Here is a 25,471-nt window from a genome sequence, read left to right on the forward strand (position 1 = left end):
TAGATTGAGTTATAAGCCTTACTGTATCAAAACTTGAAATTTAGCGACGAAATGTGCAGTTCATCCTAGCGCTCTAACAGCTTTATCAGAGGACACTTTCCTCTTTTCCTACCAGAAAGTTTCCATCTTATTTATTTAACCTATTAATAACAAATCTTTGCAGCTATTACCACTCATTGCCTACAGATAAAGCGCACGATTTGTTCTTTGGACGAAATGAGGAAACGTTCCTCATTTCGTGACTTGGGAGGAAAGCACACAAAAATATATAAACAGTGAACTAATTTTGCCAAATGAAACATTAGAAAACATAGGATGAAGGCATTAAGGCTAAAGTCTGTGCATTAATATGTTAAATTTTCTCATCGTGTGACGTGTTTCTCATTATTTGTGACGATCCACATATTGCCAGTTGAACTTTACATTTTTTGCCATTGCTGACAATAATTGTTAATTAGCTTCTCGACTGCTATAAGTCATTTTAATGTTTCTATCATCAGAAAAATTTAACAGTTAGCGGTTTTATTTTGTTGGCTTTTTTGATGAAATTTATTATTCACTATTAACGCTAATAAAATGATTGTCCCACCAATGGTTAGACGAACAATATCTGCGTCGCGGTTCCAAAAAATTACATTTACTATAATACCTGCCGGGATTAATAAGTTATTGGCTACCGCTAGTGTGCCAACACTCACCTGTGTTGCTCCTTTATTCCAAGCAAAATAGCCCAGACCAGAAGCTACAATGCCGAGGTAAACTAAAATAGTCCACTGTAATGAGGTTGTCGGCAATTTATCGGGGTTGCCAAGCAGTAAGTAACAAGGAGTAACAACGGTTAATGCGCCAATAAAAAACCAACCAAATACCGTGCGTTGTGGTAAATCTGTAGGTTCTTTTGCCAAGGTACGCTTATAGCTAACTTGTCCAACGGCAAAACAGATATTGGCGGCTTGCACAATTAATAAACCGGTTAAAAAACCTTCGTCTATCCCTTGGTAGCGAATGGTAATAGCACCAATAACCGCAAGCAATGAGCTAAGAATAAAGCCGATATTAAGTTGGCGGTCAAGTAGGTCATTAAAAAGTGTTATGTAAATGGGGGTCATTACCGTAAAAAGTAAAACTTCAGGTACTGAAAGATATAAAAAGGATTGGTAATAAAAGCCATACATGATGCCTAATTGAAATGCTCCACATAGCATCAGTTGTAAAGCGACTTTTACTTTGATTTGACCTAGCTTTAAAAAAGGCAAAAAAACTAACGTAGCAAGTGCCACTCGGATCAATACTGAAAACCAAGCATCAACTTGTCCTGCAAGATAGACGCCGATCAAACTAAAAGAAAATGCCCACATTAGCGTGACGGCAATAAGCATTGGCATGTAAACACGCTCCGTATAGGTAAAATTTTGCTAGTTTACCGACTTCTCTAATTTGGGTATATCTGTTTACAAAAATAAATAAACCATTGCGGTAAAAATAAGTATCATAATATTATTAAAGCAATATTACGGTTTAGAATATGTTGCTAAAACCCCAGGCAAGCAAAACTGTTACAGTGAGTATGATAAGTGCTTTCACTTTGTGTTTTCGCAGCATGTATTCTGCTTTATCACCGGCATAGTACACTAAAATAGCTAAACCAAAATAACGAATAGCACGGGCGATAATCGCGGCAATTAAAAATAGTGTTAGTGAGTACTTGGTCGCACCAGCGGCTAGCATGGCTATCTGAAACGGAATCGGCACAATGCCCAAAGTGAGTACAAACCAAAAGCCTTGGTTTTGCATTTTTTGCTTTATAATTTCAAATTGCTCAGGATTTGAAAATGTACTAATAATCCAATCACCAACGGCATCAAATAAATAATAGCCTAATGCATAACCAAATAAAGCGCCAACAATACAACCTACTGTTGCCATGAGCGCAATTAACCATAATTTGTCACGGCGTGCTTGCATTAACGGCACTAACACGGCTTCTAAAGGTATAGGCACTATGGTGGATTCTAAAAAAGATGCTGTGGTAATGCCACTCAGCATGTGTTTAGAGTCGATGAATTGACGAGTCTTGTTTTTAAGCTTTTTTTGAATAGCCACAAAGGTCCTTTAAGTCGATATTTAGATAATACCTATTTAGGCTGTGTATTATACAGACCGAATGATAATAAAATAGACGTTGTTAATGGACGGATAGGTTTATTAAATTAAGTTTGATAACGAGAGAAGTTAAGCTGCGAGTTATAAATTAACGAAAATTTAAGACTCGATTTTTTAGTTATATAAGTCATCAATAATAAAGTATTGAAATTATTCATTTTTAACGCAGATTGCTTTTAGCTTTTTAATCTTCAGATTTGTCTTTAAAGTCACAAAGATCTTCAATAATACAAGAGCCGCATTTCGGTGTTCTTGCTGTGCAAGTATATCTGCCATGTAAAATAAACCAATGATGTAAGTTAAACATGAACTCGGTTTTGTTCGGAGTGTTTTTGATAATAGCTTGTTCTGTTTGCTCAACCGTCTTACCTTTAGCATAGCCGGTACGATTGGCAAGCCTTTGAATATGCGTATCAACCGCTAGAAAATATTTACCTTCATTATCCTTTAGCCAGCCAAAAGCTGTATTAAGTACTACGTTAGCGGTTTTTCTGCCAACACCGGGTAAGGCTTCAAGTGCTGCTCTATTTTCTGGCACTTCGCCGCCATGCAAGTCAATCAACATTTGGCAAGTTTTCAGGGTGTTAGCTGCTTTGGTATTAAATAAACCAATGGTTTTGATGTAAGATTTTAAGCCATCAAGACCAAGGTTAAGTATGGCCTGTGGGGTATTAGCAACAGGGTATAGCTTATCGGTTGCTTTATTAACACTCACATCGGTGGCCTGAGCCGATAACAACACGGCAATTAATAACTCAAACGGGCTGGAAAAATTTAGCTCAGTGGTTGGCGTTGGATTGTCATCCCTTAAGCGGGTTAATATTTCTAGTCGTTTTGCTTTATTCATCAGGCTTATATATCACTATTGTTATGGTAAAACGTTGTAGCGTTGCGCTTGCTATAGTTGTTTTATGCTTATCTAGCTTTCAAAATTAACACGAACACGTTCAATAGCTTGTTCTAATTTTTTCGGTTTCGCTTGTGCTATTTTGTTATCAATCGCATTTTTACCGGCGATCAAAAAGCCCATGGCAATAAAAGCACCTGGTGGCAATATGGCGAGTAAAAACTGGCTATCAAGATGATAAACTTGTATTTTTAAGTCGCTTGCCCATGCACCTAACAGTAAATTTGCACCATCAAATAAGGTGCCTTGGCCAAGAATTTCACGTATTGCACCTAATACCACTAATACGGTTAAAAATCCTAAGCCCATCATTAAACCGTCAAAGCTAGCTTGCTTAATGGGGTTTTTAGAGGCGTAAGCTTCGGCACGGCCAATAATGGCGCAGTTAGTTACTATTAATGGTAGAAAAATCCCTAAAGATTGATACAAGCCGTAAGTATAAGCGTTCATGAGTAACTGAACACAAGTTACAAAAGCGGCGATGATCAAGACAAAAATGGGAATACGAATTTCTTTTGGCACCCATTGTCTAATGGCCGATACGGTGGCATTTGAACAAATTAAAACAAACATGGTTGCAATACCTAAACCTAGGGCATTAACCACTGTTGAGGTCACCGCTAGTAAAGGACAAAGACCAAGCAATTGTACTAACCCCGGATTGTTTTTCCATAAGCCTTGCCAAGCGAGTTCTTTATATTCAGGGTTAATTTTCATTATTTGCTCTCACAATTACTGGCATTAGAAAAAATATCTGCTTGATTAGCTTTAAAGTAGCTGATGGTTTTTTTAACTGTTTGTACTACCGCTCTGGGCGTAATGGTTGCGCCAGTAAATTGGTCAAACATACCACCGTCTTTAATAACAGCCCAACGGGTATCATTGTTATCAAGCATTTTTTTGCCTGAGAATTTTTCAATCCAAGAACTTTTTCTTAATTCGATTTTATCACCTAAGCCCGGCGTTTCTTTGTGATCTAAAGCTCTAACACCGCTGACACTGCCATCAATATTTATCGCAATTAATAATTCAATATTGCCGCTATAACCATTAGGCGCTATGGCTTTTATCGCTGCAGCGGTTGATACGCCGTTAAGTCGCGCGCGGTAGATAACATCGACCAATAAGTCAGTATTATTATCAGCAGGGGCGATAATACAGTCGCGAAACATTTCATTATCATGACTGTTTTTTGGAATAATCTCATTTAATTGCTTTATCAATTGCTGCTGTGCCTGCATGTTAATACGATCTTTAGTCAGTAAATGCACCAAACCAACCGAGAATGTACAAACAATAGCGAACAGAGCAAGTATTTTTGCATTTTTACTGATAGCAGGGAGTAATGTCGACATTATTTTTTTACCCCTAACTTGTGGCCATAGGTTCTAGGACGAGTATATTGGTCAATAAGAGGTGCCGCCATATTACATAATAAAACCGCAAAAGCGACCCCGTCAGGATAACCACCAAACTTTCTGATCAAGTAAACTAATAGGCCAGCAAGTGCGCCAAAGATGAGACGGCCTTTAACACTTGTTGCGCCAGAAACCGGATCGGTTAGGATGAAAAATGCCCCTAACATAGTGGCACCAGTAAACCAGTGAAACATAGTTGAAGCACTGCTATCTGGGCTGATAATAAAGGCAATGAAACTACAGATAAATAGACTTGATAAAAAGCTTAATGGTGTGGTCCAGTGAATAGCTTTTTTACTCAACAAAAATAAGCCACCAAGTAAAAATCCGGCATTTATCCATTCCCAACCTAAACCAAAATGTTTCCCTATGGTTGGCGCTTGCATACTTTCAACTACCGTCAAACCTAAGGTGAGGTTGGTTTTTACGGTATCAAGCGGTGTTGCCATGGTAAAACCATCAATGTGGGTGCGAATTTGCTCAACAGAGTAACCTTGTGGTGTATAACCGGTGAAAATCACTGAGAAGGTATCACTTAACTGGATGTCCATTGCCAATAATGACAATGGTGGTTGCCATTGTGTCATCTGTACGGGAAATGAAATCAACAGCATGACATAAGCAGCCATTGCTGGGTTAAAAGGGTTATGGCCTAAACCGCCGTACAGTTGCTTAACAACAATAATTGCGAATAAACTGCCGATAATGGTTATCCACCAAGGTGCTAATGCCGGTAAACTGATACCGAGTAATACCGCGGTTAATATTGCACTACCATCAAATAACTGCGTAGTTATTTTTTTATTTCGTAATGATAATACGGTGAACTCTGCAATAAGTGCTGTGGCTATGGCTAACGAAATATGAATTAAGTTACCCCAACCGAAAAAATACCACTGGGCGAAAATGCCGGGAATTGTGGCATAAATCACCATTCTCATTAAGGCTGAGGTTTCGCTTTGTTGATGATTGTGTGGGGAACTTGCTATCCAAAATGCCATGGTGTTCAATTACTCTAAAAGTTGTGATTTAGCGGCTGAAGTAGCCAATTTTTTTGCTTTCGCTTTTGCAACGGCAGCAGCTATGCGGGCTTTTTTGTCATTCGCAGGTGTAGCTTCAGTGGTGAGCTTTTCATCAAGCTTGGTTTCAGCGTCTTTTTCAGCCTCTGCTGCCGTTGCGCTTACTGTCGACTCAGCTACTAGCTCTACTGTTTCACTCGCTGCTTCTTGTTGTACCTTTTCTGCCAATTTTTTTGCTTTCGCTTTTGCAATAGCAGCAGCTATGCGGGCTTTTTTATCATTCACAGGTGTAGCTTCAGTGGTGAGCTTTTCATCAAGCTTGGTTTCAGCGTCTTTTTCTGTCTCTGCTCCCGTTGCACTCACTGTTGACTCAGCTACTAGGTCTACTGTTTCACTCGCTGCTTCTTGCTGTACCTTTTCTGCCAATTTTTTTGCTTTCGCTTTTGCAATAGCAGCAGCCACTTTGGCTTTTTTATCATTTACAGGCGCAGCTTCAGTCGTTGTCGCTAAGGTTGCATTATCAGGCGCTTGATTTTCAGCGGCCTGATTTTTTTGTGCTAATTTTTTTGCCTTAGCTCTGGCGATCGCATTCGCCACTTGGCTTTTACTGTCGTCAATTTGCGCAGCTGGTGCGTTGATAGTCTCTGGGCTATTTTCACTGTTATTAGTTTGTGCTTTTTTTGCTTTTACACGAGCAAGGGCCGCGGCAACAGCAGATTTTTCTGATTTGGCTTCCGTGGTACCTGCATTCATTCTAGCTTTACGTGCTTCGGCTGCAATTCTATGTTTTTCTGCACGAGCAATTTTTTCGCGCTCAAGACGTAATTTACGCGCTTCAAATCTCACTTTTGCTTTTTCAGCTTTAATGTCGAGTAGTTTCTGTTGGCGAATTTCAGCTTTTGCTACCCGATAATAGTGCACTAAAGGAATTTGGCTTGGACAGACGTAAGCACAAGCTCCGCATTCAATACAATCAAACAAATTAAGCATTTCGAGTTGTGATTGATCTTTTGCTTTCGCACTCCACTGCAATTCTTGTGGCAATAATTGTGCAGGGCAAACATCAGCGCATTGCCCACAACGAATGCACTCTACCTCTTTACTGCTGGTTGAGGAAAAGGGCGAGGCTATTTCAATTTCACTGGGCGCTAAAATACAGTTAGTGGTTTTTATTACTGGAATTTGATCATTAGCTAAACTAAAGCCCATCATAGGGCCGCCCATAATCAAATGCTTATCTTGGCTATTACTGTAGCCACATTGCTGGGTTAAATAACCCACGGGAGTACCAATAAGTGCCCAAACGTTTTGTGGTTTATCAAGCGCTTGACCACTAACCGTGACCACACGTTTGATCAGTGGTGTGTCGTTAATCACCGCGTCAGCAATAGCAAAACAAGTGGCAATATTTTGCATGACCATACCTAATGAGCTAGGCAATACGCCACTGGGAACTTCTTGCCCAGTTAATATCTTAATCAGTTGTTTTTCGCCGCCGCTAGGGTACTTTGTCGGGATAACACAGACATGAATATGATCAATATCAGCGGTAACTTTTTTTAATACTTCAATCGCTTTTGCTTTATTGTCTTCAATACCGATAAGAATATTTTTCGGTGCGAGAAGATGATCTAAAATTTTAATGCCATCTAAAATCGTTGGGCTATGCTCTTGGATCAATAAGTCATCAGCTGTGATATAAGGTTCGCATTCAACCGCATTGATTATCAAATAGTCTATTTTTGCTAAGGTTGAAACTTTTACTTGTGTAGGAAAACCAGCGCCGCCCATACCGCTAATACCAGCATCAGCAATTTTTTCTAAAATTTGCGCTTTACTGAGTAATTGAAAGTCAGGACAGATGTGGCGCTCTTGCCAAGTATCTTCACCATCAGGTGTTAAAATCACACAGTTTTCACTCAGGCCAGAAGGATGAGGAATAGCCATAGATTGAATTGCTGTGATTGTGCCACTGGTGGGCGCATGAATAGGCAATGACATCGGGCTGTCACTGGTACTTAACATTTGTCCTTTTAGGACTTTATCACCAATGCTAACAATTAAATCTCCCGCTTGGCCAATATGCTGGCGCAGAGGAATAATTAATTGCTCAGGAATTTGTGCACTTGCAATAGGTTTGGTGCAGGTAAGGAATTTCTGCTCTGGCGGATGAATACCGCCATGAAACTGTGAAAACCTTCCTTTTTGTATACGTTCAATTACCGATTCCACCCAAACCTCATCTAATCTATTTGTACAACAGGAATATTATTTAAATCCCATTGCCAGTTCTGTGTTGTTGTAGCAACAGGGATCATTTCTATACAGTCTACTGGGCAAGGTGCGACACATAAATCACAACCTGTACACTCGTCTGCTATAATCGTATGCATTTGTTTTGTTGTGCCTATAATGGCGTCAACAGGGCAGGCTTGAATACACTTGGTACAGCCAATGCAATCTTCTTCTATAATAAAAGCAACTTTCGGTGAATTATCTGTTTCGTGATTTCCATCTAATGGTTGAACTTCAACCCCCATTAAATCAGCAATTTTTTTGATGGTGTCTTCACCACCTGGTGCACATTTATTGATTGCTTCACCGTTTGCAACAGCTTCGGCATAAGGTTTACAACCCGGATAGCCACATTGGCCACATTGCGTTTGTGGTAGTAGCGCGTCCAGTTGCTCTGCAAGCGGGTCACCTTCTACTTTAAATCGTACTGAAGCGAAACCTAATAAAGCGCCAAATAATGCCGCCATGGCACCAAGGACTAATATTGCAATAAGAGTACTCATTAAAACTTAACCAACCCTGTAAAGCCCATAAATGCTAATGACATTAAACCCGCGGTGATCATGGCTATTGCTGAGCCTTTAAATGGCGTTGGCACGTCAGCATTGGCCAATTTTTCACGCATAGCAGAAAACATGATTAATACTAAAGAAAAGCCAACGGCTGCGCCAAAACCATAGATAATGGATTCGAAAAAATTATGTTGTTCTTGAAGGTTTAGTAGCGCTACCCCTAATACTGCACAGTTAGTGGTGATCAAGGGCAAGAATATACCTAATGTACGGTAGAGATTGGCACTGGTTTTATGGACCACCATTTCAGTAAATTGCACCACAACGGCGATCACTAAAATAAAACTCATGGTGGTTAAATACTCTAAGCCTAATGGCGCTAAAATATAACTATTAACAATGTAGCTTAATAAAGATGCCAAGGTCATGACAAACGTTGTCGCGAACGACATGCCGATAGCGGTTTCAATCTTGGATGACACGCCCATAAAGGGGCATAAGCCAAGAAACTTAACCAAGACAAAGTTATTTACTAATACAGTGCCAACGAGTAGCAGAAGATAATCAGTCATTCGATCAATATTTTACCGTGAAAATTCGCACTATTATCCGTGTTTATCTAGCAATAAACAACATATGAAGCGTAGGGTTATTCATTTTTATCAGCAGATGTTTATTTGTGATCAAGAAATGCCTTCAAAGGTATACTACCTTATGATAAATCATTACTTTATTTGATGTCGTTTACAGCAGGCGATAAATAAAGCGTTCTTAATGCATCGTTTATTACTTAAGAGCGCTAATATTGGAATAGACCAAGCTACATTGCTGAAATGTTTTTAGGTTTACCGATATAAAACCCCTGACAGCCATCAACAAATAGCTTTTCAAGGGTGAACTTTTCTTCTTGGCTTTCAACGCTTTCAGCCAAAACGCTAATGCTTAATCTATGGGCTAAATCTACCATTAAACGTAAGAAGTACTGATTGTTTTTATCTTCATCTATCTCACGGGTATAGGTACTATCCATTTTAATAAAATCAGGTTTTAAATCTCGAAAGAATTTAAATGACGTTAGCCCGACACCAAAACGCTCAACGGTAATGCGTGCACCCACTCGGTGGATCATATCAATAAAGTTTTTACTGGTTTTAATGTTTTGTTGTAAGCCGTGTTCGGTGATTTCAAAAACTAACTTGGCGGCAACGGCAGAGTCACGTAGTAAACGTCTTTCTAACCAAATTAAGAAATGGCCATCGTTTATTGAACGGGCACTAACGTTAATACCAAAAAAGCTATCGAGCATATTCTTTTCAGTGATCTCTTTAATCGCAGCTTCAATAATCATTTTATCAACCGCAACGATTTTATCGAGTTTTTCAGCCATAGCAAAAAAAGAAGCTGTGGGTAGAAGATCATTATTACTATTGATAAAGCGCGCTAAAATTTCGCCGTATACGCGATTATTTGGGCTGCTGGGTTTAATTGTTTGAACGAGCAAGTTAACTCTTTGATTCTCAATTACATTATCAATTTCTTGACGCCAGTTTTGGTTGCCGTAACTGGCGCTACTGTTTGCTAAAATACTGCTGTCTGTTTGTGCAAACCAGGCATTAATTTGCTGTGTTTGGGCAATACTTATACCGGTATCAGCTAAAGCTAAAAGCTCACCCAAAGGCTTATCGCTATCAAAATAAACCATGCCAGTATAACCAACAGAATCTAAGTCAGATGCTTGTTGATATTCATTGAAGCGACCGGTTAAATCGCTGGCAAAGTTTTCTGCGGCTTTTAAGGTAATGTTAGGGATTAATGTTGCAAAATCAGAACTGTTTAAACGAAACACTTGCGCACCGTTATATCGGCTTATGGCATGTTTCATTATCTCAGCGACATTACGAATATAGCTATCACCCTCATGATAACCGTGAATTTGGTTAATTGTTTGTAATTCCGAGCAACGGGTAATGGCTAAAACACCAAAGTCAGAGCGACTTTCAACATTTTCAAAAAACTGAATAAAACGGTTACGATTTTCTAATTGAGTAATCGGTTCAATGTAAGCATCTTTCTCTAGTATGGCGGTTGCACTAACTTTATTGGCAATAAGTGCTTTGATCTCAGACAAGTGTTGTTGAATTTCAGGTAAATCTATTTCATTATCTGCAATTTCATCATCGTTATTTTCACCGGTAATAACACTTGCGAGGTCTCGTTTTATTTGCTGATTAATTTTTCCTGCCAAACGACGATAGCGCCCAATACTGAATGATGCTGCAATAACAATGAATATAATACTCAAAACAAATACCGCCAATATTGTATTGCGTAGTAAAATCAAACTGTCTCTTACATCTAATTGATAACGTATGGTTAACGATGAGTTAGGCAGTATTACCTCATTAATAGGGGCTAATACTAACTCGTCCAATAGCATTGGGCTTTGCTGTTGGTTGACAATAACAGCTCCCTCTTTATTGATGATATTGAGAAAATGGTAACGATTGAAGTGTGCTAAATGTTTAACAAGTTCTTCGTGGTTAATAAATTGTGTTTTTTGCTCTAGAGAGAGTAGGGTTTGCTGGTGTTGATTTTGTTGCCCTGATGTTTGTAGTGCCAATAGCACTATACTAGCAAGCGCCACGCAGGCACTAAAGCCTAAAGCAAAAAGAAAGTTTCTTAAAAGTAATTGAGAATATGAATACATATAATTCCAAAATGCTGCTAAGTGCCGTTATAATGATAACAAAATAATTACAGTTAATTATTTTTAACATGAATGGAACTAATTTACTAACTATCTGATTATGCCGCAATAATTTTTAGTCTCTTGTTGAATAATTTTTACTTTGTTTTCTGCTTAAATTACGGTGGTTTTACGATGCCGTTTTGGCATTGCTTACTAAAATTAACTTGCTATAAAAATAGCAAGTCTATATAATTTGCGCAGCTTGAATATAGCAATATTTCACTGAATAGATTTTTATCGCTGTTAGATAGATTTTCTAAGATATTGTTATACAGAACCAAGAGAGTTATTGCTTGGTTTACATCGTGGGTTCAGTGAATAAGCCCCGCGTAATGGGGCTTTTTTGTATCTTAACAATGTGAAAAGGTGCAATAACAGCAAGGTAAATCGCTGGGCTATATGCCCTTTTTTTGTTTCTGAACTCTTCCAAATTGGAGAAAAATGATTGGCTAAATTTGAACATAAATTAACCGCAATGTTACGTCCTGCCGTTGAAGAAACGGGTAAGGAATTATTAGGCGTTGAATTTATTAGTGCCGGTAACCATTCGGTTTTACGCTTATTTATCGACCATGAAAATGGTATCGATGTTGATGACTGCGCAGAAGTGAGTCGTCAAGTAGGGGCTATTCTCGATGTAGAAGACCCGATCAGTAGTGAATATAGCTTAGAAGTTTCATCACCAGGGCTTGATCGGCCATTATTCGACAAAGCGCATTTTGAAGCGGTTGTTGATGAAACCGTAGAAGTAAAAATATCAATGCCATTAAATGGCCGTCGCAAGTTTAAAGGTAAATTAATTGCCGTTGAAAACGACAGCTTAATTGTCATGGTGGATAATGAGGAATATGAGCTCGTTATCAGTAACATAGACAAGGCTCACCTTGTTTTTAACCATAAAAAATAAATTTAAAATACTGAGAAAGGCTAACTAGCATGAGTAAGGAAATATTACTGGTTGTAGATGCTGTTTCTAATGAAAAGGCATTACCACGAGAAAGCATTTTTGAAGCGATGGAAACCGCTTTAGAAACAGCGACTAAAAAGAAATATGAAGGCGATATCGTCGTTCGTGTCAGTATTGATCGCACAACAGGTGAATTTGACACTTTCCGTCGTTGGTTAATCGTTGGAGAAAGCGATACGCCAATGGAAAATCCGTATGCTGAAATTAGTTTAGCAGCGGCGCAATATGATGAGCCAGAATTAAACATTGGTGATTATGTTGAAGAACAAATTGAATCGGTTAAGTTTGACCGTGTAACAACACAAACGGCAAAACAAGTAATCGTACAAAAGATTCGTGAAGCTGAACGTGGTTTAATTGTTGATGCTTATCAAGAGCAAATCGGCGAAATCATTACCGGCGTAGTGAAAAAAGCGAGTCGTGATAGCGTGATTTTAGATTTAGGTAACAATGCCGAAGCGATTGTTTACCGTGACGATATGTTACCACGTGAAAGTTTCCGTCCAGGCGATCGTATTCGCGGTTTATTGTATGAAATTAAACCTGAAGCACGTGGCGCGCAATTATTTGTTAGCCGTACTAAACCTGAAATGTTAATTGAATTATTTCGTGTTGAAGTACCAGAAATTGGCGAAGAAATGCTTGAGATTAAAGGCGCAGCTCGCGACCCTGGTTCTCGTGCAAAAATCTCTGTAAAAAGTAACGACAAACGCATCGATCCTGTTGGTGCTTGTGTTGGTATGCGTGGTTCACGTGTACAAGCCGTTTCAAGTGAGTTAGGCGGCGAACGTGTTGATATCGTTTTATACGATGACAACCCAGCACAATACGTTATTAATGCAATGGCTCCTGCGGAAGTTGCTTCTATCATTGTTGATGAAGACAAAAACACCATGGATATTGCCGTTGAAGAAGGTAATTTAGCTATGGCGATCGGTCGTAGTGGTCAAAACGTACGTTTAGCTAGCCAGTTAACTGGTTGGGAACTTAACGTCATGACTGTTGCTGACATGAACGAAAAGCACCAAGCTGAGAACGATAAAGTGTTAACTTTATTTGTTGATAAGCTCGATCTTGATGAAGATTTTGCCTTGATGTTAGTTGAAGAAGGTTTTACTTCATTAGAAGAAATTGCCTACGTACCTGTATCAGAAATGCTTGACATTGACGGTATGGACGAAGACACAATTGAAGAATTACGTGAACGTGCAAAAGCGGCTATTACGACTCAAGCATTAGCAAGTGAAGAAACACTTGAAGGTGCCGAGCCAGCGCAAGATCTATTAGACCTTGCCGGTTTAGAGCGTCACTTAGCATTTGTTCTAGCAAGCCGAGGTGTGAGAACACTTGAAGATCTTGCAGAACAAGGCGTTGATGAAATATCAGATATTGAAGACTTAGATGAAACCAAAGCGGGAGAGCTAATTATGGCTGCTCGTAATATTTGTTGGTTTAACGAAGAATAACTCACCGGGAGAAAAATATAGATGGCATCAGTAACAGTAGAACAACTTGCCAATGAAATCGGTACACCGGTGGATCGCTTAGTGAGCCAATTGGCTGACTCTGGCGTGAATAAATCGGCAACCGATTCTGTTTCGCAAGAAGAAAAAGAAGCACTACTTGACCACTTGAAAAAACAACATGGTGATGATTCAACGGCTAGCCCAAGTAAAATGACGCTTAGCCGTAAGAAAAAATCTACTTTAGTACTTGGTCATGGTAGTAAAGCAAAATCAGTACAAGTCGAAGTACGTAAAAAACGTACTTATGTAAAACGTAGTGATTTAGAAGAGCAACAACAAGCAGAAGTGGAAGCGAAAGCAGCTGAAGAAGCTCGTGTTCAAGCAGAAGTTGAAGCGAAAGCTAAAGCAGAAGCAGACGCAAAAGAAGCTGAAAATGCGCGTGCTGTTGCAGCGGTTAAAGCAGAAGTTCAAGCAGAAGCCAAAGCAGAAGCCAAAGTTGAAGCCGAAGCTAAAGCTAAGCAAGCAGCTGTCGCTAAAGCGAAAAACCTTGAAGAGTCAGCCGCTAAGCCAGCACCAGCTGCTGAAACCGAAGAAGCTAAAAAGTTACGTCTACAACAAGAAGCGGAATTAACAGCAAAAGCTGAAGAAGAAGCTAAATTGTCTGCAGAAGTAGCACGTAAACTTGCTGAAGAAAATGAAGCTCGTTGGAAAGAGCAAGAAGCAGAACGTAAGGCGAAAGAAAAAGAAGTGGTACATTTAACTTCTTCAAAATACGCTCAAGAAGCTGAAGATAAAAGTGATTCAGCGGATGAAAGTGGCCGTCGTCGTAAGAAGAAAAAACCAGCCGGTCAAGACAGAAATAACCGCGGACGTAATGCAAGAGGCAAAGGCAAGTTAGGCTTATCTTCTCCTCAAAGTTTAAAACATGGTTTTACAAAACCAGTTGAAATTAAGCTTAATGAAGTACGCATCGGTGAAACCATTTCGGTTGCAGAGCTAGCCAATAAAATGTCTGTTAAAGGCGCTGAAGTTGTAAAAGCTATGTTCAAAATGGGTGCTATGGCAACCATTAACCAAGTGATTGACCAAGAAACTGCCGCACTGGTTGCAGAAGAAATGGGTCGTGAAGTGGTCTTAGTGAAAGAAAATGCCCTTGAAGAAGCGGTATTATCTGATCGTGGTCATTCTGGTGAAGCGATTACTCGTGCCCCTGTTGTTACTATTATGGGTCATGTTGATCACGGTAAAACGTCATTACTTGATCACATCCGTGAAGCGAAAGTTGCTGCTGGCGAAGCCGGTGGTATTACTCAGCATATTGGTGCATACCATGTAGAAACAGGTCACGGAATGATTACATTCCTTGATACTCCAGGTCATGCTGCGTTTACAGCTATGCGTTCACGTGGTGCTAAAGCAACTGATATCGTTATCATTGTTGTTGCTGCTGATGATGGTGTAATGCCACAAACAATTGAAGCTATCCAGCATGCTAAAGCATCTGAAGCGCCAATTATCATCGCTGTTAACAAAATGGATAAAGAAGGTGCTGATCCGGACCGTGTTAAGAGTGAATTATCACAACATGACGTATTGTCTGAAGAGTGGGGCGGAGACGTTCAATTCTGTCACGTTTCAGCTAAAACAGGTCTTGGTATTGATGAACTACTTGACGCTATCTTACTTCAGTCTGAAGTATTAGAGCTTACGGCTGTTGTTGATAAAATGGCAAACGGTGTTGTGGTTGAATCTAAACTTGATAAAGGCCGTGGTCCAGTAGCGACTATTCTTGTTCAAGAAGGTACATTGAACCAAGGTGATATCGTACTTTGTGGTTTAGAATACGGTCGTGTTCGTGCCATGCGTGATGAAAACGGCAAAGAAATTCAATCTGCAGGTCCATCTATTCCAGTAGAAATTATTGGCTTAAGTGGTGTACCCATTTCAGGTGATGAAGCAACAGTTGTTAAAGATGAAAAGAAAGCGCGTGAAGTTGCTTTATTCCGTCAAGGTAAATTCCGTGATGTGAAACTTGCTCGTCAACAGAAGTCTAAACTTGAAAACATGTTTGCTAACATGGCTACAGGTGAAGTTTCTGAAGTAAATGTTGTACTTAAGTCTGATGTACAAGGTTCACTTGAAGCGATATCTGACTCACTACTTAAACTTTCTACTGATGAAGTGAAAGTACGTATTATCGGTAGTGGTGTTGGTGCGATTACTGAAACTGATGCAACATTAGCAGCAGCGTCAAACGCAATCGTAGTTGGCTTTAACGTTCGTGCTGATGCAACTGCACGTAAAGTAATTGAGTCTGAGAAGATTGATTTACGTTACTACAGTGTTATCTATGCCTTGATTGATGAAGTTAAATCAGCAATGAGCGGTATGCTTGCTCCTGAATTTAAACAAGAAATCATTGGTTTGGCACAAGTACGTGATGTATTTAAGTCACCTAAAATTGGCGCAATCGCTGGTTGTATGGTTACTGAAGGTCTTATCAAACGTTCAGCACCAATTCGTGTACTACGTGAAAACGTGGTTATTTACGAAGGTGAGTTGGAATCTCTACGTCGCTTTAAAGATGATGTAGCAGAAGTTCGTAACGGTACTGAGTGTGGTATCGGTGTTAAGAACTACAACGACGTACGCGTTGGTGACCAAATTGAAGTATTTGAAACCGTAGAAATACAACGTACATTGTAATTAATATTATTACTGTTGTTAACGATAGTTGCATCAAAAGTACTCATTGACATGCGTCAACTGCGTGCTTTTTCTTTGCTCTAGTTATCAACAGCTTCAATATTTAATCACAATCGATTTATTAAAATGGGGGCTTGGCCTCCATTTTTTGCTATAAAATTTATCTAACTTATTGATAGGTTTATAGCGTTATTAGGAGTAGCCATCATGGCAAGAGAATTTGCTCGTACCGATCGAGTTGCACAAGAAATTCAAAAAGAAATCGCGATGATTATTCAACGCGAAGTGAAAGATCCACGTTTAGGTATGGTCACGGTTAATGCCGTAGAAATTACCCGTGATTTAGCTTATGCAAAAATCTTTGTTACTTTCTTTACTTTGGAAGGTCAAAACGTTGATGTTTCCATTGAAGTACTAAATGAAGCAGCAAGTTACATTCGTACGTTACTCGCTAAGCGTATCAATGCGCGTATTATGCCTGAACTTAGATTTATTTATGATAGCTCTATGGTTGAAGGTGTACGCATGGGTAACTTAGTTGATAAAGCGGTTGCCCAAGACATGAAAAACCATGAAGGCGATCTAAGCGAAACTGATGTAGACGAAGCTCCAGAGAGTGAATAGCGATGGCGAAAAAAAGAAAAGGTCGTGCAATTAACGGCGTTTTACTCCTTGATAAGCCATACGATATGTCATCGAATAGTGCTTTACAAAAAGTTAAACGCATTTATTTTGCTCAAAAAGCTGGCCATACCGGCGCCTTAGATCCCCTTGCGACGGGTATGTTGCCGATATGTTTAGGTGAAGGAACTAAGTTTTCGCAATTTTTACTTGATACAGATAAAACTTATCAAGTAACGGCTAAGCTAGGTGTTCGTACTACGACTAGTGATATCGATGGTGAGGTTGTTAGTGAAAGAGCTGTAGATGTTAGTGCTGAGCAATTAGCGATAGCATTAGATTCATTTCGCGGCATGACAAAACAAATCCCATCAATGTACTCAGCGTTAAAGTATCAAGGACAACCGCTTTACAAGTATGCGCGTGAAGGTATTGAAGTGCCGAGAGAGTCTCGTGATATTACTGTTTTTCGCTTAGATTTATTGCGTTTTGAAGGTGATGAAGTTGATTTAGATATTCATGTATCTAAAGGCACTTATATTCGCACTATTATTGATGATTTAGGTGAGTTGTTAGGCTGTGGTGCGCATGTTGCTCAATTGCACCGTAGTGCGGTAGGTAATTATCCAACTGATCGCATGGTCAGCATGGCGCAATTAGAAGCTTTACTTGCACAAGCAGAAAGCGAAGAGCTTGCACCATCAGTTTATTTAGATCCTTTGCTATTACCTATGACATCGGCATGTGATGGCATTCCCGTGGTATTTGTCGACGATATGTCAGCAAATTTTTTACGCCATGGTAATCCAGTACAATGCTCTAATGCGCCAAGCGACGGTTTAGTACAAGTATTTATTGGTGATGATGTGGAAAGCGGGGAGTTTATTGGCATCGGTTTTATTGATGATGACGGTTTAGTTGCCCCGAAACGAATCACGGTTGTTAGTTAAATTAAAGCCTATGCGTAGGCTGGGGTAGTAAAAGTTGCAATTGTCGCTATTATTGCTAGAATACGCGCTCTTTAGAACGTCTTGCTGATTTAGTGTTCGGCTCGACGCGATTTTTAAACACTAAAATTAAGGTAAATATTATGTCTTTAAATGCTGCTGAAAAAGCTGCTATCGTTGCAGAATACGCACAAGCTGAAGGTGACACTGGTTCTCCAGAAGTACAAGTTGCTTTGTTAACTACACAAATCAACCACTTACAAGGTCACTTCAAACAGCACATCCATGATCACCACTCACGTCGTGGTTTATTACGCATGGTAAGCCAACGTCGTAAATTACTTGATTACTTAAAAGGCAAAAACGTTACACGTTATACTGCTTTGATCGGTAAATTAGGTCTACGTCGTTAAGACAAGCTTTATTAAATAAAAGCAAAGATTTTCAAAAGGAGCCTAATGGCTAATGCCGATCAGTTAAGATAACGATCGGTTGACCGATCCAAAAGATCATGCAAAATCCGTAGTTAGGTAACTAACTACGGATTTTTTTGTGAATATTGAACAAGCACTACAGACGACACTTGAAGAAAGTAACCGATACCATACCTTCGAAAAACTATCAGAAATCCTTTCTCCTGAAATCATTGAACAAGGCTTTGAAAAGGCTGGCATTGCTACGGTTCGCAAACGTAGGCTACCACTGGAAGCGGTTTTATGGTCAGTGATTGGTATGGCTTTATTTAGAAAAAGAGTCTGTTTGGAATATTGCCACTAAGTTAGACATCATGTTACCTGGCAAGAGTCAGCTTGTTGCTCCCAGTGCTATGGTTCAAGCCAGACAACGCTTAGGCGATGATTCGGTTAAACAAGTCTTCAATAAATCTGCACAAGCAATGTATAAACAACACGAATTTGAAACATGGAATGGTTTGAACCTATTGGCTGTGGACGGTGTGGTCTGGCGAACACCTGACACCCCAGATAATCGTAAAGCATTTTCTTCTGGCAGCAACCAATATGGTGACACAGCCTTTCCACAAATCCGTATGGTCTGCCATATGGAGCTTACCAGTCATCAACTACTCAGTAGTGAGTTTGATAATTACAAAACGAATGAAATGAAGCTAGCTGAGCGTTTGATTGAACGCACACCTGATAACTCTCTTACTATGTTTGATAAAGGATATTATTCACTTGGGATGCTTAATCGTTGGCACCAAACGGGGAGTGATCGACATTGGTTGATCCCAGCAAGACCGGACTTACAGTATGAAATTATCACATCGGTTGGTAAAAATGACCATATCATTGCATTGAAAACAACAAAGCATGCACAAAAGAATTTTCCAGATGTACCTGAAATCATTAACGCCAGATTAATCAGTAAAACAATAAAGGGTAAAAGCTATCGCATATTAACGTCAATGACAGATAGATTGCGGTTTCCTGGCAACGAAATTGTTGAGTTATACTGCCATCGATGGGAGATAGAACTCGGGTTTAGGGAAATAAAACAAACGATGCTTAATAGTGCATACCATTTGAGAAGTAAGCGTCCTGATATGGTTCGCCAGGAGCTATGGGGCGTATTACTCGCCTATAATTTAATACGAAGAATTATGACGATGGCGGCGAAAGAAACAGGTATATGGCCAAATCAGCTGAGTTTCTCGAGTAGTTCGATGGCAGTGGTTCAGTATTTTTCGTCAATATCAATAATGAGCCCCGGTAATATTCCTATGCATTGGGATCATTTACTTAAAACCCTGCTCTTATTCAAACTTCCGACGAGGCGGGAAGATAGAAAATATCCCCGCTGGGTGAAACCCAAACCATCTAAATACCCTCATAAAAAGAAAAATGCCAGTTAGCTTAACTGACTGGCATTAGCCTAATGGCTCCTTTTTTATCTACTGAGTTTTTATTCTCTGGTTTGAGTAATAAAATTCGAGCTATAAATAACCCCAGTTCGGCTTAAGCTACTTTACCCAACAATGCTATGAATCAACAGGTTATAAAGTCCATTAACCCGAACTGAGGTTAAATGAACTTTGCTTTGATTATAAGCGAGCTGACAAACTTATACTTCAGTCTCAAGTTTCAACATCACCGGAATAGATTTATAAGTTGGCGTGCCGCAATCGTCAGCAATACTTTCTAATGGCACGAGTGGGTTCGTTTCTGGATAATAGGCCGCGATGCAACCAGCAGGTATTTGATAGCTCACCACTCTAAATCCAGAAACAGAACGTTTTATATTATCATTTGATACGGTTATTATACTGACCAAGTCACCATCTTGTAGGCGTTGACTTCCCATATCTTCACTATTTGCAAAAACCACTTTCCGCTGCCCATGGATGCCTCGGTAACGATCATCAAGGCCATAGATCGAGGTATTATATTGATCATGCGAGCGTAACGTTTGTAATGTCAGTATCGGGTGTGATGATGGACTTTCTAATATCGGAGAAGATAAATGGCTGGGTAAAATTGCGCTTGAAAAGGTGGCTTTACCGGTAGGTGTTTTCCATTCACGCTGTGCCGCTGAATTTTGCAGATAAAAACCACGTTCAGTTTCAATACGTTGGTTGTAGTTTTTAAAACCAGGGATCACGGCAGAAATTTCATCACGAATCAAGCTATAATCAGTGCTAAGTTTAGTCCAATCTACGATTTCATCGCCCAATGTTGCCGTAGCAATACCCGTGATAATGGCGACTTCAGAGCGCAACTGCTCAGAGGCTGGCTCATTCTGTCCACGTGAACTGTGCACCATGCTCATAGAGTCTTCAACAGTAATTTGCTGCGGACCACTGGACTGTTGATCTATTTCAGTACGGCCAATACAAGGCAGAATCAAGGCGGATTTTCCGGTTATTACATGGCTTCGGTTCAACTTTGTACTGATTTGCACGGTCAATTCGCATTGCTGTAGAGCTTGGTAAGTGCGCGTAGTATCTGGTGTTGCTGCTGCGAAATTACCGCCAAGCCCGATGAATACTTTCGCTTTTCCTGCCAGCATTGCATGAATAGAATCTACGGTATTAAAGCCTGATTCTTTTGGTGGTTCAAAATTGTATCTTGCTTTAAGCGCTGCTAAAAATGCTATTGATGGTTGCTCATCGATACCGACAGTGCGGTTTCCTTGAACATTAGAATGGCCTCTTACTGGACAAGCACCAGCGCCGACTTTACCTATATTACCTCTTAATAACAGGACATTAATTAATTCACCTACCGTTGCAACCGAGTGTCGGTGCTGGGTGATCCCCATCGCCCAAGTAAAAATGACTTTTTGGCTATTACTATAGATGTCGACCATCTGTTCTATTTCTGCGCGAGTTATACCACTTTGCTGTGTTATTTCATCCCAAGAGCTGTCGATTACTGTTTGCTGATAATCTTCAAAGCCATGACAATGTTCGCTGATAAATGTTTGGTCTAATATGCTGCTATCATGTACCGATTTTTCAAATAGCCCTTTAGCAATACCACGCAGTATTGCCATATCACCACCCAATTTTGGCGTAAAATAGTATTGACTGATATCTGTGCTTGAAAACAAGATCATTTCTTTAGGGCTTTGTGGATCGGCAAACTTTTGTAGCCCTTGCTCTTTTAAATTATTGATAGCCACAATGCGAGCACCACGTTTTCTGGCTTTACGCAGGGTTGCTAGCATACGAGGGTGGTTGGTTCCCGGGTTTTGACCAAAAACAAAAATAGCGTCAGCATGCTCAAAGTCTTGCATTGTGACGGTTCCTTTGCCAATACCGATACTGCGCGTCATGCCCACACCAGAGGCTTCATGACACATATTTGAGCAATCAGGAAAGTTGTTAGTGCCAAATGTTCGACCAAAAAGTTGATATAAATAGGCAACTTCATTACTGGCTCTGCCGGAGGTGTAAAATAATGCTTGATCAGGTGAAGGTAATTTTTTCAGATTTTTTGCAATTAACTCAAATGCAAGCTGCCAACTTACTGGATGATAGTGATTGTCTCGACCATCATATAACATCGGCTCTGTTAATCGGCCACTGTTTTCCAGTGAATGATCATCCCATTGCTGTAATTGGCTTACGGAATGTTGCTTGAAAAAATCTCTATCCACTCGCTTGCTTGTAGCTTCCCAGGCAATAGCTTTTACGCCATTTTCACAAAAATCAATTTTACCGGCATGAATATCATCTCCCCATGCGCAACCGGGGCAGTCGAATCCGCCGGGCTGATTGGCTTTAAGTAATGCCTTGACACTTTTCATCGCACCTTCACTACGAATTAGGTGTTTAGCTGAACTTTTCAAGGCGCCCCAGCCCCCTGCTGGTGAAGAATAAGGCGGTTTATGGTTATTTGAATTAGGCATGACTTCTCTTGATTGCTTTTTAAGCAAAACGTTTAAGTTGATGATGTTGAAAGCTAAATAATACTAAGCCGCTTTGCTCAGCTGAAGTTACGGCGAGATCTGTTGGCTGAGATAAAGTGATTAACACCGGAATTTTGGCTCGCGCAGCTTTCATGACCAAATCATGGCTACAGCGACTGGTTAATAATGCAAAGCCAGCAACTCTTTCTTGCTTATTACTGTATAGGCTACCAATAAGTTTATCGAGTGCGGAATGCCGTCCAACATCTTCTCTGACGGCAATCACTTTAGCCTGTAGATCGAAGTACACGGCAGTGTGGTTACCCTTGATACCGTTATGGTTTTCTTGTATTTGTGATAAAGTATCACGTGCTTTGATAATCATATCTACAGAAGGTAAAATAGCGCTAGTTTGAGTTTTAGTAGGCAGTGCCATTACTTCATTAATCGACTCAAGACCACAAAGGCCACAGCCACTCGGGCCGGCCATAGTTCTTCGTCTTTGTTTTAAGCGGTGCTCAGTTCTAGACAGTACCTGCAGATCGAGTTGCCAACCTAAGGATTGTTTTTCAATCACAATATCTAACACTTCTGCGGTTGAATTAATTAATCCTTCCGTCAGGGCAAAACCTAAAGCGAAGTCATGTAAATCATTTGGAGAAACCATCATTACCGATTGACTAATGCCATTAAAACAAACAGCAACTGCAACTTCTGATAGTTTGGCTTGATGCAATAAGTCGAAAGACGATGCTGTATTCATTGTCATAATGTTCCCGTTATTAGCATTATTAGCATTATTAGCGTTATTGCACATTCATTGCATGAACTAAACCGTGAGAATAAATATTCAGATAAAATTGATGTGTGAACAGTCATGTATATGATACGTAAATTTATCTGGAATTAATCATAAAAGTATCAAATAAGGTGATTTTATCTTGGTTAAATGTTGTCAAAGATGAAGCAGTGTAGAGATATTGAAATAATTCTTCAGTTTGGTCACTTACTAAATTGCAACCAACGCTATTATTACGCTAAGTCAAAGAATGATTTGCTGATTAAGTTAAAATCTCATTAATTTCTGATGAGGACTTTTTTATGACATCTATCCCTGAATTTATGACTGCTAAACACCGTGAATGTGATGAGTTTTTTATTGCCGCCGAAAATGCAATTACAGAAGATAATTGGCCATTAGCTAACCAAAGCTTTCAGCAATTTTCTGAAGAATTAGCATTACATTTTCAAGCAGAAGAAAATATTCTATTTCCTGAATTTGAACAAGCCACCGGTATTACTCAAGGACCTACGCAAGTGATGCGTGGTGAACATCAACAAATGCGTGCTTTAGTGGCTGATTTATTACAGGCACTCAGTGTCGAAGATAAAGATGCTTATATTGGTGCGTCAGAAACCCTTATGGTATTAATGCAGCAGCATAATATGAAAGAAGAAATGATGTTATATCCCATGACACAGCAGCGTGTACCTGCGCCTGATGCCTTGTTAACTCAAGTTATTGAGCATTGCCAAATAGCTGAAAATAGCTAATTAGTCGTGATGAAAATAATGGCAGTAAATGTCAGTGCATTGGCGCCGCCTGAGCCAATGCAGGTGATTTTATCTGCACTTGCCCAGTTACCAAATGGCGCTGTGCTGAAAGTAAGCCATCGGCGAGAGCCGTTTCCATTATATGAACGACTGGTTGCTAATGGCTGGTTGTACCATAGTAAGCAAGTCTTAGATGAGAACTTTGTTATTTATATCGCAAAAGAGATTGATAAACAGCAGTTTAGCGCTTTTATCGACTCAGATATTGAGTTGTAAACGCTTTATCGAGCTGTTGTTGTCATTACTGAAAATTTAACCTTTGCAGATTACTCATGAATATCGCTAATTTATCATTTAGTGCCTTACCACCCATCAGCGTACCATTTCGTTATTTCATTAGTGCGGTTATTTTTTTGCTGATAACGGCACTTTTGATACTGACTTCGGGTGAGACAATTTGGCTGAATCGATGGCAGCCAACTTTGTTAGCGGTGACCCATTTATTTACCTTAGGCTCTGTTTCAATGGTGATGATGGGAGCTATCTACCAATTTCTCCCGGTTATTGGTGGCGTAGGTATCGCTAATGTCCGCATTGTTGCTACGCTATCTCATAGTTTACATACCCTAGGCACATTAGTTTTGGCATGGAGTTTTATTTTTCCAAGTACCTTAGCTCATATTATCGCTATGTTAGCGTTAGGCCTTGGTTTTTCTGGTTATATTTTTTCGGTTATTCAAGTCTTAGTTAAAAAACTGAGCCAAGGGCAGACCATTATTGGTATCAGGCTTGCGATGTTATCGTTAATTTCTGTTGTACTGTTAGGCTTACTTTTTATTGCGCAACGTAGCTTAATACTCGATGTAAACATCAGTTTTTTGACCGATAAAAATTATACCGATATACATGCTTTATTGGGTGGTTTTGGTTGGGCAGGGCTATTGATTTTGGCGGTAAGCTTACAAATCATTCCGATGTTTCATGTTACGCCAAATTTCCCTAAATGGCTGGGGAAATATCTACCAAGCGTTTTAGTTCTATTGTTATTACTGTTGTTTATTTTTAAACCCAATAGTACCGGTGGCCAGTTAATTATTGCACTGGTGTTAGTGCTGTACAGTATTTTTAATCTAGCCTTTTTAAGACTATTTAAGCAGCGAAAGCGTAAAGTTGTGGATACCAGTGTTAGTTTTTGGCAATTTTCCGGCATCAGTTTTTTGGCTTTGAGTTGTTTATACTTTTTACCGGATGTTTTTTATCAGCAAATATTCGCTGGCAATAAGGCCTTGGCTCTTAGTGCTGTGTTTAGCTATTTTTATCTGCTTAGTATTATCGAGGCGATGTTGTTAAAAATAATGCCTTTTTTAACCTACACGCATTTGCAAAACCTATGTTTAGTAGATTTTAATGCGATGAGCTATTTACCGCATATGCATGAATTATTGCTGAAAAAACATGGTCAAATGTTGTTTAAATTACATGTTATTTCTTGTTTTTTCCTGATATTGACGATTGCCATAGCAAGTTTTTATGCTTTATTTGCAATAGCTATGTTGGTTGAATTTAGCTGGCTACTTTTCCTAATGCTTCGCAGCTTATACTTATATCGACAGTGCTTAGCAAAAATAAAAAATAATACCCTTTAAATACTGTTTTTACCGTTAAGACTTATCGATGAATATTTGTTCGTTCAGGCCCTGTAAACACTAAATGACGGCTGAGAATCGTGCTTTTTGGCGTTTAAATTCAACATTTTTGCTTTCGCGCTAGTAAAAA

General features: G+C 39.5%; 21 protein-coding genes and 1 pseudogene. 10 read left to right on the plus strand and 12 right to left on the minus strand.

Features of this window, described 5'->3' with window-relative positions:
- Window positions 1-506 precede the first annotated feature (506 nt).
- The 10 genes from FGD67_RS00810 to FGD67_RS00855 all read right to left on the minus strand — a co-directional run bounded on the left by FGD67_RS00810 (window position 507) and on the right by FGD67_RS00855 (window position 11,021).
- Entirely contained in the window at window positions 507-1,385 is an 879-nt protein-coding gene (locus FGD67_RS00810; protein ID WP_257173238.1) for a carboxylate/amino acid/amine transporter, read from the minus strand.
- 133 nt (window positions 1,386-1,518) lie between these two features.
- Window positions 1,519-2,103, minus strand: coding sequence for a YqaA family protein (locus FGD67_RS00815; RefSeq protein ID WP_257173239.1), 585 nt, complete (start codon window positions 2,101-2,103; stop codon window positions 1,519-1,521).
- Between the two features lie 244 nt (window positions 2,104-2,347).
- The gene (gene nth / locus FGD67_RS00820; RefSeq protein WP_257173240.1) at window positions 2,348-3,010 is read right to left on the minus strand and encodes an endonuclease III; all 663 of its coding nucleotides are present in this window, start codon (window positions 3,008-3,010) and stop codon (window positions 2,348-2,350) included.
- A gap of 72 nt (window positions 3,011-3,082) precedes the next feature.
- Window positions 3,083-3,787 (minus strand): electron transport complex subunit E, encoded by a 705-nt coding sequence (locus tag FGD67_RS00825; RefSeq protein ID WP_257173241.1) that lies wholly within the window; start codon window positions 3,785-3,787, stop codon window positions 3,083-3,085.
- Window positions 3,787-4,425, minus strand: a complete 639-nt coding sequence (gene rsxG, locus FGD67_RS00830; protein WP_257173242.1) for an electron transport complex subunit RsxG — start codon at window positions 4,423-4,425, stop codon at window positions 3,787-3,789. Before rsxG ends, FGD67_RS00825 begins: the two co-directional genes overlap by 1 nt.
- Window positions 4,425-5,489, minus strand: a complete 1,065-nt coding sequence (gene rsxD / locus FGD67_RS00835) for an electron transport complex subunit RsxD (protein WP_257173243.1) — start codon at window positions 5,487-5,489, stop codon at window positions 4,425-4,427. Before rsxD ends, rsxG begins: the two co-directional genes overlap by 1 nt.
- Before the next feature lie 9 nt (window positions 5,490-5,498).
- On the minus strand, window positions 5,499-7,739 hold the full coding sequence (gene rsxC, locus FGD67_RS00840) for an electron transport complex subunit RsxC (RefSeq protein ID WP_257173244.1): 2,241 nt from the start codon (window positions 7,737-7,739) through the stop codon (window positions 5,499-5,501).
- Between the two features lie 11 nt (window positions 7,740-7,750).
- Complete coding sequence (gene rsxB, locus FGD67_RS00845) at window positions 7,751-8,305, minus strand: electron transport complex subunit RsxB (RefSeq protein ID WP_257173245.1); 555 nt, start codon at window positions 8,303-8,305, stop codon at window positions 7,751-7,753.
- Window positions 8,305-8,886, minus strand: coding sequence for an electron transport complex subunit RsxA (rsxA, locus tag FGD67_RS00850; RefSeq protein WP_257173246.1), 582 nt, complete (start codon window positions 8,884-8,886; stop codon window positions 8,305-8,307). The genes rsxB and rsxA overlap by 1 nt, the downstream gene beginning before the upstream one ends.
- A gap of 248 nt (window positions 8,887-9,134) precedes the next feature.
- Window positions 9,135-11,021, minus strand: a complete 1,887-nt coding sequence (locus tag FGD67_RS00855) for an EAL domain-containing protein (RefSeq protein ID WP_257173247.1) — start codon at window positions 11,019-11,021, stop codon at window positions 9,135-9,137.
- A gap of 487 nt (window positions 11,022-11,508) precedes the next feature.
- Between FGD67_RS00855 and rimP the strand changes: the two genes are divergently transcribed.
- From rimP to FGD67_RS00890, 7 genes and pseudogenes are all read left to right on the plus strand, one after another.
- Window positions 11,509-11,970 (plus strand): ribosome maturation factor RimP, encoded by a 462-nt coding sequence (gene rimP, locus FGD67_RS00860; RefSeq protein ID WP_077284929.1) that lies wholly within the window; start codon window positions 11,509-11,511, stop codon window positions 11,968-11,970.
- Window positions 11,971-11,999: 29 nt separating this feature from the next.
- Window positions 12,000-13,496, plus strand: coding sequence for a transcription termination factor NusA (gene nusA, locus FGD67_RS00865; RefSeq protein ID WP_257173248.1), 1,497 nt, complete (start codon window positions 12,000-12,002; stop codon window positions 13,494-13,496).
- Window positions 13,497-13,517: 21 nt separating this feature from the next.
- The gene (gene infB, locus FGD67_RS00870; RefSeq protein ID WP_257173249.1) at window positions 13,518-16,202 is read left to right on the plus strand and encodes a translation initiation factor IF-2; all 2,685 of its coding nucleotides are present in this window, start codon (window positions 13,518-13,520) and stop codon (window positions 16,200-16,202) included.
- A 207-nt stretch (window positions 16,203-16,409) separates the two neighbouring features.
- Window positions 16,410-16,826, plus strand: coding sequence for a 30S ribosome-binding factor RbfA (gene rbfA, locus FGD67_RS00875; protein ID WP_257173250.1), 417 nt, complete (start codon window positions 16,410-16,412; stop codon window positions 16,824-16,826).
- Between the two features lie 2 nt (window positions 16,827-16,828).
- Entirely contained in the window at window positions 16,829-17,773 is a 945-nt protein-coding gene (truB, locus tag FGD67_RS00880; protein ID WP_257173251.1) for a tRNA pseudouridine(55) synthase TruB, read from the plus strand.
- A 140-nt stretch (window positions 17,774-17,913) separates the two neighbouring features.
- Window positions 17,914-18,183 (plus strand): 30S ribosomal protein S15, encoded by a 270-nt coding sequence (gene rpsO / locus FGD67_RS00885; RefSeq protein ID WP_257173252.1) that lies wholly within the window; start codon window positions 17,914-17,916, stop codon window positions 18,181-18,183.
- Between the two features lie 139 nt (window positions 18,184-18,322).
- Window positions 18,323-19,643: pseudogene (locus FGD67_RS00890) on the plus strand (IS4 family transposase).
- A 209-nt stretch (window positions 19,644-19,852) separates the two neighbouring features.
- Here FGD67_RS00890 and FGD67_RS00895 read toward each other — a convergent pair.
- Window positions 19,853-22,141 carry an FdhF/YdeP family oxidoreductase gene (locus FGD67_RS00895; RefSeq protein ID WP_257173253.1) on the minus strand — a complete coding sequence of 763 codons (2,289 nt, stop codon included), beginning with the start codon at window positions 22,139-22,141 and terminating at the stop codon, window positions 19,853-19,855.
- A 19-nt stretch (window positions 22,142-22,160) separates the two neighbouring features.
- Window positions 22,161-22,910: a formate dehydrogenase accessory sulfurtransferase FdhD gene (gene fdhD, locus FGD67_RS00900; protein WP_257173254.1), complete on the minus strand. Its 750-nt coding sequence runs from the start codon at window positions 22,908-22,910 to the stop codon at window positions 22,161-22,163.
- A gap of 332 nt (window positions 22,911-23,242) precedes the next feature.
- Here fdhD and FGD67_RS00905 point away from each other — a divergent pair, with 332 nt between their 5' ends.
- The 3 genes from FGD67_RS00905 to FGD67_RS00915 are packed head-to-tail and all read left to right on the plus strand — an operon-like array spanning window position 23,243 to window position 25,341.
- Window positions 23,243-23,695: a hemerythrin domain-containing protein gene (locus FGD67_RS00905; protein ID WP_257173255.1), complete on the plus strand. Its 453-nt coding sequence runs from the start codon at window positions 23,243-23,245 to the stop codon at window positions 23,693-23,695.
- A gap of 9 nt (window positions 23,696-23,704) precedes the next feature.
- Window positions 23,705-23,971: a DUF2249 domain-containing protein gene (locus FGD67_RS00910; RefSeq protein WP_257175192.1), complete on the plus strand. Its 267-nt coding sequence runs from the start codon at window positions 23,705-23,707 to the stop codon at window positions 23,969-23,971.
- 56 nt (window positions 23,972-24,027) lie between these two features.
- Window positions 24,028-25,341, plus strand: coding sequence for a hypothetical protein (locus FGD67_RS00915; protein WP_257173256.1), 1,314 nt, complete (start codon window positions 24,028-24,030; stop codon window positions 25,339-25,341).
- Window positions 25,342-25,471 lie beyond the last annotated feature (130 nt).

The sequence above is a fragment of the Colwellia sp. M166 genome, from assembly GCF_024585285.1.
In the GTDB taxonomy this organism is placed as follows: domain Bacteria; phylum Pseudomonadota; class Gammaproteobacteria; order Enterobacterales; family Alteromonadaceae; genus Cognaticolwellia.